This is a genomic window from Brevundimonas sp. UBA7507 (genome assembly GCF_002478355.1).
In the GTDB taxonomy this organism is placed as follows: domain Bacteria; phylum Pseudomonadota; class Alphaproteobacteria; order Caulobacterales; family Caulobacteraceae; genus Brevundimonas; species Brevundimonas diminuta_D.
On the sequence record NZ_DLNP01000018.1, the window covers coordinates 1 to 12,111 of the forward strand.

The 12,111-nt window shown below is 65.5% G+C and carries 6 protein-coding genes and 1 pseudogene; 3 read left to right on the forward strand and 4 right to left on the reverse strand.

Features of this window, described 5'->3' with window-relative positions:
- A partial coding sequence (locus B3D50_RS13535) for a phosphate acyltransferase (protein WP_286951972.1) occupies positions 1–1,784 on the forward strand: 1,784 nt, incomplete at its 5' end.
- Positions 1,785–1,848: 64 nt separating this feature from the next.
- On the opposite strand, the gene B3D50_RS13540 is transcribed toward B3D50_RS13535, so the two are convergent.
- The 3 genes and pseudogenes from B3D50_RS13540 to B3D50_RS13550 form a co-directional block, all read right to left on the reverse strand.
- Positions 1,849–3,528 (reverse strand): AmpG family muropeptide MFS transporter, encoded by a 1,680-nt coding sequence (locus tag B3D50_RS13540; RefSeq protein ID WP_286951973.1) that lies wholly within the window; start codon positions 3,526–3,528, stop codon positions 1,849–1,851.
- A 54-nt stretch (positions 3,529–3,582) separates the two neighbouring features.
- Complete coding sequence (locus B3D50_RS13545) at positions 3,583–5,058, reverse strand: response regulator (protein WP_286952308.1); 1,476 nt, start codon at positions 5,056–5,058, stop codon at positions 3,583–3,585.
- 140 nt (positions 5,059–5,198) lie between these two features.
- Positions 5,199–6,179 (reverse strand): annotated as a pseudogene (locus B3D50_RS13550) (ATP-binding protein); the annotation flags it as partial.
- A 37-nt stretch (positions 6,180–6,216) separates the two neighbouring features.
- Here B3D50_RS13550 and B3D50_RS13555 point away from each other — a divergent pair.
- The gene (locus B3D50_RS13555) at positions 6,217–7,878 is read left to right on the forward strand and encodes a recombinase family protein (RefSeq protein WP_286951974.1); all 1,662 of its coding nucleotides are present in this window, start codon (positions 6,217–6,219) and stop codon (positions 7,876–7,878) included.
- Between the two features lie 312 nt (positions 7,879–8,190).
- Here B3D50_RS13555 and B3D50_RS13560 read toward each other — a convergent pair whose 3' ends face one another.
- Positions 8,191–8,619, reverse strand: coding sequence for a hypothetical protein (locus tag B3D50_RS13560; protein ID WP_286951976.1), 429 nt, complete (start codon positions 8,617–8,619; stop codon positions 8,191–8,193).
- A 528-nt stretch (positions 8,620–9,147) separates the two neighbouring features.
- Here B3D50_RS13560 and B3D50_RS13565 point away from each other — a divergent pair.
- Complete coding sequence (locus B3D50_RS13565; protein WP_286951977.1) at positions 9,148–12,027, forward strand: DNA polymerase; 2,880 nt, start codon at positions 9,148–9,150, stop codon at positions 12,025–12,027.
- Positions 12,028–12,111 lie beyond the last annotated feature (84 nt).

Genomic DNA, 12,111 nt, shown 5'->3' on the forward strand with positions numbered 1-12,111 from the left:
ACGACGACCAGCACGGCACCGCCATCATCTCGACCGCCGGCCTGATCAACGCCGCCCATATCGTCGGCAAGAAGCTGGAAGACCTCAAGGTCGTCCTGTCGGGCGCCGGGGCCGCGGGCCTGTCGTCCATCGCCCTGATGAAGGCCGCCGGCGTCAAGGCCGAGAACACCGTCATCTGCGATCGTCAGGGCGTCATCTACAAGGGCCGCGACAACGTCTCCCAATGGCAGGCGGCGCACGCCACCGACACGCCGCTGCGGACTTTGGCCGAGGCCATGGTCGGCGCCGACGTGGTGCTGGGCCTATCCGCCAAGGGCGCGATCTCCAAGGAGATGGTCGCCTCCATGGCGCCCAATCCGATCATCTTCGCCATGGCCAACCCGGACCCCGAGATCACGCCGGAAGACGTCAAGTCGGTGCGCTCGGACGCCATCATCGCCACCGGCCGCTCGGACTATGTGAACCAGGTCAACAACGTCCTGGCCTTCCCCTATCTGTTCCGCGGCGCGCTGGACGTGCGCGCGCGTCAGATCAACCACGAGATGAAGATCGCCTGCGCCCACGCCCTGGCGGCGCTGGCCCGCGAGGACGTGCCGGACGAGGTCGCCGCCGCCTATCGCGGCCGCAAGCTGAAGTTCGGCCCTGAATACATCATCCCCACCCCGTTCGACCCGCGCCTGATCTGGTACATCCCGCCCTTCATCGCCCAGACCGCGATGGACACCGGCGTGGCGCGCAAGCCGATCGAGGACATGGAGGCCTATCGCATCGCCCTGCGTCAGCGGGTCGATCCGTCCGCCGCCCTGATGCAGAAGATCCAGGCCAGCGTGCGCTCGGGTCCGAAGCAGCGCGTCGTCTTCGCCGAGGGCGAGGAGCAGGTCGTCATCCGCGCCGCATGGGCCTTCAAGCAGGCGGATCTGGGCACGCCGATCCTGGTCGGCCGGGAGGAGTTGATCCGCCACAACGCCGCCGAAGCCGGTCTGAACTTCGACGACCTGGGCATTCAGATCATGAACGCCCGCGTATCGGATCGAAACGCCGAGTACGTCGACTGGCTGTACGCCCGCCTGCAGCGTCGCGGCTATCTGCGCCGCGACGTCCAGCGCATGATCAACCAGGATCGCAACTACTTCGCCGCCGCCATGGTCGCGCGCGGCGAGGCGGACTGCATGGTCACCGGCGTGACCCGCAACTTCAACATGGCCCTAAAGGAGGTCCGCCGCGTCCTGGACGTCACGGACCGGATGATCGGCCTGTCGATCCTGCTGGCCAAGGGCCGCACCCTGTTCGTGGCCGACACCTCGATCCACGAACTGCCCAGCGCAGCCGAACTCGCCGAGATCGCGGTCAAGGCCGCCGCCACGGTCAAGAAGCTGGGCCGCAAGCCGCGCGTGGCCTTCCTCAGCTACTCGACTTTCGGCGACCCGCCCGGCGATCGCGGCGAGAAGGTGCGCGAGGCCATCCGCATCCTGGACTCGATGGACGTCGACTTCGAGTACGAAGGCGAGATGCCGCCGGCCCTGGCGCTGAATTCCGAGGCCCGCGCCAACTATCCCTTCATGCGCCTGACCGGCGACGCCAACGTCCTGGTCATGCCGGCCATCCATTCGGCGGCCATCTCGACCCGCCTGGTCCAGTCGCTGGGCGGCGCCACCGTGATCGGCCCCCTGTTGGTCGGCCTGGAGAAGTCGGTGCAGATCGTGCCCCTGGGCGCCTCGGTCGGCGAGATCATCACCGCCGCCACCTTCGCCGCCTACGCCGAGGGCGTGGAAGTCGAGGACTGATCCTCCGCTTGACCACGATGACTTCGAGAGGCGGCCTTCGGGCCGCCTCTTTGCGTTTCCGCCCCTAGGCGTCGAGGTTGAGGCGGCGGCGCTCCATCGTCTGGCGGCCCCATTCCATCGCACAGAAGACCACCGCCACCACGCCCAGCCAGGCGGCGATGACGAACATGGCGGCATACCCCTGACGTTCGATCAGTTCGCCCAGGGCCCCGCGCCCCAGGGTGCCGATCAGCAGGGCCAGGGAGGTGAAGACGGCGAACTGCACCGCCCCGAACATCTTGTTCGACAGGGCCGACAGATAGGCGACGAAGGCCGCGCCCGCGAAGCCGCCGGCGATGTTCTCGCCCGCGATGGCCAGCATCAGCCGCGCCAGGGGCTCGCCTACCCCGAAGGCGCCGAACAGCTTGTAGAGGCCGGTCGCGCTCATGAAGCCGCCGATCACCGGCGCCCCCAGAGCCAGGTCCATCATCAGCAGATTGGTCGCCGCCGACAGGGCTGCGCCCAGCAGAAGGCTGGCCATCCGACCGATGACCAGCAGCGCCCATCCGCCCAGGGCGATGCCGACGATGGTCATGACCACGCCGAAGGTCTTGGACGCCAGGGCGATCTCGGTCTTGGTGTGGCCCAGCGCCCCGCCCGTGTCCCCCATGTAGAAGGGGAAGGCGAACGGGCCCCAGACGCCGTCCGTGATGCGGTAGGTCAGGATCAGCCCCAGCACGATCACCGCGCCCCAGCCCAGGCGTCCCATCAGCTCGACCAGCGGCGCCAGGATGGCGTCATAAAGGGTGTTGGCGAGCGCCGGCCCCTGATCGGTCTCGGACGCCGCCCCCGCCTTGCCGCCGCGCCAGACGATGATCCCGGCCAGCACGGCGGGCAGGATCACCGCCATGCCGACGATCCACGGTCCCCAGACGGCGGTGAACTCTCCGGCGCTGGGCGCAGGCTTGACGGTCAGAGCCGTGACCATGAAGCGCACCAGCATGAAGGCCGCCCAGGCCCAGGCGGCCAGGGTGACGACCAGAGCGGTCATCCGCAGACGCGGCGAGCCGATGCGTTCGCGGGCGATGGCGGCGCGCGGCGCCGCCTTGGGCTCGGGTGCGATCAGCGTGCCCAGAACGCCCAGACCCATCAGTCCCGCGCCGATGACGAAGGTTGTCGACCAGCCCAGTTGATCGGCCAGAACCAGAGCGCCCGCCCCGCCGACCAGGGCCGCCGTGCGGAAGCCCAACTGATAGACGGTCGACAGCAGATCCACCGGGGTCCGCTCGTCCGCCGCCTCGATCCGCCAGGTGTCGATGACAATGTCCTGGGTCGCCGAGGCGAAGGCGCCCAGGGCGGCGGCGCCCGCCAGCACCACGATGGCCCCCGTGCCCGGATGCGACAGGGAAATGGTCAGAAGCGCGCCCGCCAGCACGATCTGGCACAGGATCAGCCACGACCGACGTCGCCCCATCCGGCCGATCACCGGCGGCGTCAGCCCGACCGCGGGCGACCACAGGAATTTGAAGGCCCCGAACAGCCCGACCCACGACAGGACGCCGATCGTCGCCACCGATACGCCCGCGTCGGACAGCCAGGCGTTCAGGGTGCCGAACAGCATGGCGAAGGGCAGACCGGCCGAGAAGCCGAGCAATAACATGGCCAGGGTGCGCCGCTCGCGGAACGCCGCCTTGAGCACGCCCAGCCCTTTGGGCGACGGCTGCAGCGCCGCGACCTCGGAAGCGGGCGTCTTGGAATCGGTCATGCGTGGCTCCGGCGGGGCGCCGCCGGGTGATGCGGACGACGGACTACTGGCAGATCAGGAAACGGCGACCTTGGCGCGGTTGGCGGCGTTCGTCCAGCGGGCCAGGACGACGCGCAGCGCGTCCGCCTCCAGCGGCTTGGCCAGATGATCGTCCATCCCCGCCTCGAGACAGGCGACGCGATCCTCGGCGAAGGCGTTGGCGGTCAGGGCGATGATCGGCGTCTGGTCCCCGCGCGCCCGCAACGCCCGCGCCGCGCTCGGTCCGTCCAGGCGCGGCATCCGCATGTCCATGAACACCAGATCGAAGCGCGCCGCCTTCAGGGCGTCCAGCGCCTCCTGGCCGTCGGCGGCGGTCTGGACCACGCAGCCCTCGCGCCGCAGCAGGGTCTTGGCCAAAAGAGCGCCGACCGGATTGTCCTCGACCAGCAGCACCCGCACGCCCTTGAAGGCCACATGGGCCACGCGATCGTCGTCGCCAGATCGGACCGGCGGCGTCGGCAGACCCCGGCGCGGCGCGGCGGCCGCCCTGACGCGCTCGGCCAGAGACTCGCGGCGCAAGGGCTTGATCAGATAGCCGCAGAAGCCCGCCGCCCGATAGCGGCTGATCAGGTCGCGTTCGGATGGGCGCAGCAGGATGATGGCCTGACCCTGGCCCGGTCGAACGGCCAAGGCTCCGCCTTCGGCGCCCGCATGGTCGATCAGGGTCACCCCGGCCTGGCGCGCCACCCGGCCGCCCGAGGCCTCGACCTGATCGGTCGCCGCCCGGCGCACGAAGGGGTTCGGCGAACGGACCGCCACAACCAGCCCCTCCAGCAGGCGCGTGCGCGCCTCGGCGTCGGCCGCGACGGGAAACTCGGCTTCAAAGCGAAACCGGGCGCCGGGACCGTCCGGCCGGTCCTCGACCACGGCGTCGCCGCCCATGGCGCGGGCCAGCCGCCGCACCACCGCCAGACCCAGGCCCGCCCCGTCGAACCGGGCGGCGTCCGAAACGTCGGCGTGGCCGAATTCTTCAAAGATGCGGCCGCGCGCCTCTTCGGGCACGCCGGGGCCGGTGTCGTCGACGATGAAGGCCAGGCGCGCAAATGATCCGGCCGGGCGTCCTGCACCGAGAGGAGCCGCTTCAACCGTCAGACGCACCCCGCCCCGATCGGTGAACTTCACGGCGTTTCCCGCCAGGTTGAACAGGATCTGCCGCAGGCGGCCCTCGTCGGCAACGACGTCCGGGGCGTCGGCGGCCACCGACCAGACGATCTCCAGCCCCTTGTCGTGCGCGCGCGGGCTCAGCAGTTCGGCCACGCCGCGCACCAAGCCCTCCAGCTCGACCGGCGCCGGATCGAATTCCAGCGCCTCAGCCTCCAGCCGGGCGTAGTCCAGCAGGTCGTTGACCAGGCCCAACAGATGCTCGGCCGACTTCTGCGCGGCCTCCGCATAGGCGCGCTGGGCGCCGTCCAGACGGGTGCGCGACAACAGGCCCAGCATGCCGATCACCCCGTTCAGGGGCGTGCGCATCTCATGGCTCATCAGCCGCAAAAACTGCTGCTCAGGCGAAACGCCGTCTCCAGGCGTCGGCGTCGCAGCCTGCCCCGCTTCGAGCGCGGCAGGGAAAAGGTCGCTCTGCGGCGACGGCTTGCGACGGGTCTGTCCCATAAGGCCACGCTAGGGCCGAGGGGTTAATTCCAGACGAACGGCGTTTGTCCCGCCCCGCTTTCCTGCACGGGAAACAACGCGCGGCGACTGGCCTGGCGGTCGAAGTCCTCATGGGCGCCGACCGTGCTGCGTCGATACATCAGCGCTTCGGCCACATGGCGGCGCAGCACGCCGTCCGCGCCGTCCAGATCGGCGATGGTGCGCGCCAGGCGCAGGGTGCGGGTCCAGCCGCGTGCGGTCAGCCCGCCGGCCTCCCCCGCCTTCATCAACAGGGCGCGTCCCGCCTGATCCGGAGCGGCGAACCGCTCCAGCGCCTCGCCCGAGGCCCGGGCGTTGAGGGCCTGCATTCCCGTCAGCCCCGTCTCGGCCATGCGGGCTTCCTGCATCTGCATGGCGGCGGCGACGCGGGCGGCGGCCTCGGCCGTGCCCTTCGTCGGCGCAGGCAGGATCATGTCGGCCGCCGTCACCGCCGGTGTCTCCACCGTCAAGTCGATGCGGTCGAACATCGGGCCGGAGATACGGTTCTGGTAATCCTTCTGACAGCGCGGAGCCTTGCCGCAGGCGCCGCGGCCCGGCCCGCCCAGACCGCAACGACAGGGGTTCATCGCCGCCACCAGTTGGAACCGCGCCGGATAGCGCACATGGGCGTTAGCCCGCGCCACCACGATCTCGCCCGTCTCCAGCGGCTGGCGTAGGCTGTCCAGCGCCTGGGGCGAGTATTCCGGCAGTTCATCCAAGAAGAGGACGCCGTTGTGCGCCAGAGAGGCCTCGCCCGGCTTGGCCTTTAGTCCGCCGCCCGTCAGGGCCGCCATCGACGCCGAATGATGGGGCGCTCTGAACGGCCGTTCGCGGGTCAGCCCCCCGCGCTCGATCAGTCCGGCCACCGACCAGACCATCGACGTCTCCAGCCGCTCCATCGGCGTCAACGGCGGCAGCAGGCCCGGCAGACGCGCCGCCATCATCGACTTGCCCGAGCCCGGCGGGCCGACGAACAGCAGGTTATTTGTTTAACAGCCCAGGTTTTTCAGCTAGGCCGTTTGCATGTTAGCTGTTGCTTACGCTCGCTGGAGTTCCTTGGAACAGGGAAAGGGTTCGACACTGGAGCGGCAACTCCAAGTGGTCGAAAGGTACTGCGCTCGACGTGGACTGGATATACTCGAACGCGTCACTGACGAAGGCTCCAGCGCCTATGCCGGCACCAACGTCCAGACCGGCAACCTCGGCAAGATCATAAGCCGGGTCGAAGCGGGGAAACTCCCCCGAGACATTACCATCGTCGTCGAGCAGCTCGACCGGATCAGTCGTCTTCCCCCGGCTCAGGTAGTCGCTTGGATTCAGCGGGTGACCTCTCTGGGCGTAACGATTGCGACCGCCAACGACGGCTACATCATCAACGCCGACAGTATCAGCACGAACCTGATGGGATTCATGGGTTTGGTGTTCAACGCGTTCCGCGCTCATGAAGAAAGCCGACACAAGAGTGAGCGTCTCGCGGCCAGCTGGAAGATTAAGCGGGATCGGTTGGGACAAGCCGACATCCAGCCCATCACCGGCGTCTGCCCCGCGTGGCTGCGGCTTGATCAGAATAGGCAGCGTTTCGAAGTCATCCCGGATCGAGCGGCCATTGTGCAGGAAATCTTTCGGCGCACAGCGGAGGGTGAAGGCAAACGATCAATCACGGCTGATCTCAATCGTCGCGGCGTTGAAACTTGGGGTCGGGGGAAGAGCAAAGCGGCGGCCTGGCATTCCAGCTACCTCCACAAAATCCTATCCAATCCGGCCGTCGTCGGCGAGTTCCAGCCCCACAGCAAGCCTCGCGGAGCGACCCGCCGAGCCCCGGTCGGCGAACCGATCTCGGGATACTTCCCCGCAGTGGTCTCCGAAAAGCTGTGGGCGATTGTACGAGGCAGTCGGAGGCCGGGCCGTGGCAACGACGGGCAGCGTGGACAGGTTCGAAACCTTCTGAGCGGTCTGTGCAGGTGCGGTGCTTGCGGCGGGCCGATGATTTATCAGCTGAAGAGCGTCGAAGGCGTCAGGATGCGCAATGGCGTCGCCACGCCTCAGCGACAGGCAAGTTATCTAAGCTGCGCCCTACGGGTCCGTGGCGGCAACTGTGACCACGTTGATCACTACCGATACGAGCCGATTGAGAGGGGCATTTTAGACGCCTTCCTTCGGTCGGCCCTTTCGGATCGCTTCTTCGAGAACTCGGACGGCACGGCGGCCCTTGTCGATGCTGAGTATCGAGCGCTGCGTGAACTCGATCGTTCGAGAGATCGGGCGAAGCGGATGCTCGACTTGTTCGAGGAAACTGGCGACCAAGAAGCTCGCCAGCGCTGGCTAAGCGCCAGGACGGAAATCAAGGCCGCCGAGGTGGCTACCGAAGATCTGAGGCGACGGCTTGAGGAGGCCCGGGGTGCAGTAAGTCCCGAAAAGCACATCGAACGGGTCGCCGCCGTCCAGCACTTGTTGGATGGGCCGCCATCAGACGAGCGGCGGGAGGCCCGATCAAGGACCGCCTACAGTCTCCGAGAACTAATCGATCATGTGGACTTCTCGGGCGACTTGTTCGTGGCGCTTCGCGGTGCGCCGACCGTCGTGGTGTTCAACAAGAAGGGGGAAGTTCTCGGCGACATCAATGTCCCCAATGTGGCTGCGGATCAGGCGCATCTTGCGGGCAAAAAGATCCTCGTTGGCGGCTGACCCTCCGAAGTCGAGCCGCTACAGCCTCAGTAAAAGTTTGATTGGGGAGAGGCGGCCGAAGTCCTACTGAATGTCGCTCGCCGCGACGCTGTCCACGATCAGACGACCCAAATCGCCTCAGTACAAGTCTGATTGGGGAGAGGAGGCAGAACTCCTACTGAGCCAAGCGGCGCTTGCCCGTCGATCAAGATAGATCGCCAGATGGACAGCCGACTAAGCGACGTTCTGAGAGTCCGCGATGGGTTGGAAGCGGACCTCACGGTGCCACTAAACTGCCGAGGCGCCAACCGAGTCCGCTGACGAACTTCCCGATCAATCCTCATCGTCGAGCCGCTCGAGGAAAGCGAAAAATGCTCCCTGCGCGGCACGGCAAGAGCGACCCACGATTGAGTCCAATGCCTCCGGGAAAGCCCTGAGATACGTTCGCCCAATGCGATCGGCGAGTTTTGACTCCTCGTCTGTGGAGACGAAGGGGCTAGCTTCAAGCCCATTGTAGAACGCCCGGATCATCCACGCCTGCGCAAGAGTAAGATCTGGCGCTCGCTCTTCAAACGCCGAGAAACTCTCATTCCACCGACTAGGCACTTCGCCGCCGAGGTCGTAAGCGGCGGCTCGAACGAGGAGATAGGATCCGTTAATGGTGGCGATCTCTTCGGCAGTGAATCCGTTAGGTTGCGGAGACGCGAGCTCCTTACGAGGAAGTGGCGCGGCTGGAGGCGTTTTCCTGAACAGTCCGAACATCCCGTCTCTCCCCTCGTCAATTCAGATACTGACAGGACAGAGGGCAACATCAAGGGCGATAGGTCAGACACCCTCGTGAGCAAGCTGGCAGGACGCCAATGTCCGCATGGGGTCGGGAGCGGAAGTTGGTCTCATGGCCGAACCCTGACCCAATCATCCTCAGTAAAAGTTCGATTGGGGAGAGGGAGCAATCATCCTCAGTAAAAGTTCGATTGGGGAGAGGGAGCAAACTTCCTACTGACGACCTCACTTAACGCTCAGGCGACGGACCGCTGCCCGTCGTCGCCTTCACTAAGCTCCACAATAAGCGTTGCTTTTTGCGGCTGTTTGGTCTATGATTTCGGTTCTCTCGTCACCCGAGTCTTTTGCCCGTGAGCAACGGCGCACCCGCCGCTGCCGTGACTGAGTTCGTCTTCCTCACAACCCGCCTTGCCTCTCGGGTCCGCCGCTGCGGACCGAAGCGCAATTGTGCGTGCTGAACACAAGGAGACCGCCGCAACCCATCAACATCTACGCAAGGAGCGCCTCATGAGCCGCGACCAATTCCTGACTGCCGCCCGCCCCGAAACCGAAGTCCGCATCTGCAACGCCGATGAAGGCTTCAGCAAAATCCCGATCGAGGTGAAGGCCGAGTACTTCTATCCCGTCCCGCCGAAGGCTCCCAAGGGCTCCAAGAAGAAGAACCGGCTGGACCCGAACGGACCGGACGAGAACGCCTGTCTCGTGATCGGTTTCGACACTGAGTACGTGCAGATCGGCGCTGACGTGTCACGGGAGGAGTTGAAGGCGGGCAAGGGTAAAAACCGTCCCGTCTCTTACCAGGTCTACTGCCGCTTGTTGGACGCCAAGAGCGAGCACAACGGCGCAGAATGGGGCGGTGTGTTCTATCCGCCCGAGGAAGACCACCGCTTCACCCTAGACGAAGTGATCAGCTTCGCGGTGTGCCGGGGTGTCGACCTCGGCCACGTAAAGGGGGCCCCTCGTCGCATCGAGCTGATTTCACACTTCAGCCGCGCCGACATGCCGATGCTGGAAAATCTCGAGCAAATGCAGCCGTTCCTCGACGCCGTTCGAGGCGTCTTCGTCACCATGAAGCCGCTGAAGCTCCGCTATTTGCTGAAGACCGGACCGCTCGATCTCAAGGTGTCGATCCGCGACACCTACCTTCTGACGGCCGAAGGCGCGAAGCGGCTGGAGGACCTCGGCGAAGTGGTTGGCGTCCCGAAGGTGAAGCTCGCCGACTCTCCCGACGAGGAGAAGGCGATCAAGTCCCGCATGGATCAGCTGTTGGAGAGTGATCCCGAGCTGTTCGAGCGCTACGCCTTAGCCGACGCCATCATCTGCGTCCGTTACCATGAGCGCATCCGCGAACTCTGCCGCAAGACGATCGGCTCCGCCAAGGTGCCGCTCACCCTAAGCGGCATCGGTGTCAAACGACTCCAGAAGATGTGGGATGAAAACCCCGCTATCGAGCCGTTGCAGGTGCTCGGGCTGGAGAAGTACGACGAGCCGGCGTTCGAGCGGGATACCGGCCGGATGTACCGCCTAAAGAAGGTCGTCGACCGCGAGCGCGTTCACCTGCGCCGAACGCTGGCGATCGAGGCCTATCACGGTGGACGAGGTGAGCAGTACTGGTTTGGTCCCGGCCCGGCAGTCTTCCAGCCGGCAACTTGGATTGAGCGATTCAGCGGGTCAGAAAGCATGCCGCTGGTTCCGCCGCTGGTCTGGAATGATTTCGACCTGTCCAGTGCCTATCCGACCGCCATGTCCCTGATCGGCTATCCCGATTGGGACAACATGAATCTCCACCCGACGCTGGAGGACTTCACGCCGACGACGCTCGGCGTGGCGTTGGTGGACTTCGAGTTCCCCGAAGCTGCTTCCTACCCTTGCCTGCCCGTTCGCACAGAGCGCGGGCTCGTCTTCCCACGCCGCGGTCGCAGCTACTGCTCGGCGCCAGAGATCGCCTTGGCGGTCGCACTGGGCGCGACGCTCACCGTCATCGATGGGGCGGTGGTTCCTATGCTGACGGACGCGATCCGTCCGTTCGGCCAGTTTGTTGGGAACGCCATCAGGGAGCGCAAAGGCCACAAGAAGGGGTCGCTGGAAAACCGTTTCTGGAAGGAGATGGTCAATGCGCTCTATGGAAAGTTGGCCCAAGGCCTCCGGACCAAGCGCGTCTTCAACGTCTCCGATCTGTCGTCGAAGGATCTGGAGCCGAGCCCCATCACGAACCCGTACTTCGCGGCCTTCGTGACCGGCTATGTCCGAGCCCTGCTGGCTGAGATCATGAATGCGCTGCCGAAGCACGTTCTGATCTTCAGTTGCACGACTGACGGTTTCCTCTCTACGGCGACACGGCAAGAGATCGACGCCGCTTGCGAGGGCGTCATAGCGTCGGCCTATCGCAAGGCGCGGCTCGAAATCGCGGGGTCTGACGAGATCGTGGAGTTGAAGCACCAGACGGGTCAGCTGCTCGGCTGGCGAACAAGAGGTCAGGCCACCGTTCAGCCGGGCACACCCGAAGCCAACGATCCCGGTCACGAGTACATCTTGGCCAAGGCGGGCATCCGCACGCCTGAAGGGTGCCGAACGCTGGCGGACGAAAACGCCTACATCGTCGACCTCTTTCTGACCCGCACCCCAACGACGGTGGTGGAGATAAAGTCCTTCACCGGCATCCGGGACATCATCCTCGACAAGAACGACCTGGTCCCGAAGACCATCAATCGACGCTTGGGCATGGAGTACGACTTCAAGCGCCGGCCGGCAGCTTTGGGCAGCGCCGTCGTTGGCAATCACCGGCACGTCACGTGGAGCACCGTCCCGTGGGAAAATGTGGAGCAGTTCAACGCCGTGCGGGATGAGTTGGACATTTACCGGACACCCAAGCGCCCCAAGGGCACCAAGGCGAGCCTCCCGACCGAAGACGAGCGGGGGTGCATAAGGACGCAGGACGACTTCATCAACTTCGCCACACGGATCGCGGTGAAAGCTGGCGATGGAGCCTCGGGCTACATTCAGGCGGAGAACCCGGACATCAAAATCCTGCGCCGGGTCCTTTGTGCCGCCCGCCACCACAAGCAGGCAGGCTTGGACAAGGAGACGGACGGCCTGACGGCCGCCGAGTTCGCCGAGAAACTCACCGCTGCGGGGATACCCTGCAAGCGCACCGACGTCGAGAATGGGAGCAAGCTCAAGGTGCGGAAGGCATTCACACCTAATGCGGTCACCGCGACCGATCCGGTGAGGGTAGCCCTCGGGAAGCTGCGGTCCGCGCTTCCTAGTCTGCGGCCGCAAGACATTCTGACCGATAGCGCGCTCGACCTACTGGCAAACCTTGGGTCTGTGGGTTGCGATGGTCGGGAGAGCCCGCTGCGGCTCTGGAAATACCCTCAGCCTCACTGAGACTGAACGCCCTTCCCGGCCCTAAGCCGGGAAGGGTGCCCGCCCCCCGCGACCATCAGTAAGAGTTCGATTGGGGAGATGAGG

Bases quoted from the DNA above. Each gene is read 5' to 3' on its own strand.
- B3D50_RS13560 (WP_286951976.1), bottom strand. From the start codon at position 8,619: ATGTTCGGACTGTTCAGGAAAACGCCTCCAGCCGCGCCACTTCCTCGT.
- B3D50_RS13565 (WP_286951977.1), top strand. From the start codon at position 9,148: ATGAGCCGCGACCAATTCCTGACTGCCGCCCGCCCCGAAACCGAAGTC.
- B3D50_RS13555 (WP_286951974.1), top strand. From the start codon at position 6,217: ATGTTAGCTGTTGCTTACGCTCGCTGGAGTTCCTTGGAACAGGGAAAG.
- B3D50_RS13540 (WP_286951973.1), bottom strand. From the start codon at position 3,528: ATGACCGATTCCAAGACGCCCGCTTCCGAGGTCGCGGCGCTGCAGCCG.